A 1,000-nucleotide genomic window follows, 5' to 3' on the forward strand; every position below is an offset into this window, starting at 1 on the left:
TATATGCTCAGTGGCGTGCAAATAATTATACCATCAGGTTCGATGGCAACACCGCCGAAGGCGGAGATACGGCCGACCAGAGCATGACCTATGACCAAGCGGCCAACCTGACCGCCAACGGCTATACCAAAACCGGCTACACCTTTACCGGGTGGAACACCCAGTCCGACGGCGGCGGAACCGCCTATACTGATGGACAAAATGTCATAAACCTGACATCTGTCGAAGGAGAAACGGTTACTCTGTTTGCCCAATGGCGCACCAACAGCTATACCATCCACTTCGATGGCAATACCGCCGATGGCGGCGATACGGCCAGCCAGGTCATGACCTATAATCAAGCAGCAGACCTGACGGCCAACGGCTATACCAAAACCGGCTACACCTTTACCGGGTGGAACACCCAACCCGATGGCGGCGGAACTAGCTATATCGATGGACAGAATGTTACAAATCTGACGTCTGTCGATGGGGAAACCTTTACCTTGTTTGCCCAGTGGCGCGCCAACAGCTATACCATCCAGTTCGATGGCAACACGGCCGACGGCGGCAGCACACCAGAGCAGACCATGACCTACGATCAGGCAGCCAGCCTGACGGCCAACGGCTATACCAAGACAGGCTACACCTTTAGCGGCTGGAACACCCAACCCGATGGCGGCGGAACAACCTATACCGATGGACAGAATGTCACAAATCTGACTTCAAAGGAAGGAGACAAGGTAACGTTGTTCGCCCAGTGGCGAGCCAACAGCTATACCATCCAATTTGATGGCAATACCGCCGATGGCGGCGATACGGCCAGCCAGAGCATGACCTATGATACAGCTGTAAACCTGACCGCCAATGGTTATACCAAAACAGGCTACACCTTCACGGGCTGGAACACCCAGTCCGATGGCGGAGGAACCGCCTATACTGAAGGGCAGAATGTCGTGAATCTGACATCTGTTGAAGGAGAAAGGGTTACCCTGTACGCCCAGTGGCGTGCCAACAGCTA

Annotated in this window: 1 protein-coding gene; it reads left to right on the plus strand. The window is 54.4% G+C overall.

Features of this window, described 5'->3' with window-relative positions; translation table 11 throughout:
* Nucleotides 1-1,000: InlB B-repeat-containing protein (locus BUC22_RS21745; protein WP_200805539.1), on the plus strand; the 1,000-nt coding region annotated here is incomplete at both ends.

It is taken from the genome of Eubacterium callanderi, from assembly GCF_900142645.1.
GTDB classification, from domain to species: Bacteria; Bacillota; Clostridia; order Eubacteriales; family Eubacteriaceae; genus Eubacterium; species Eubacterium callanderi.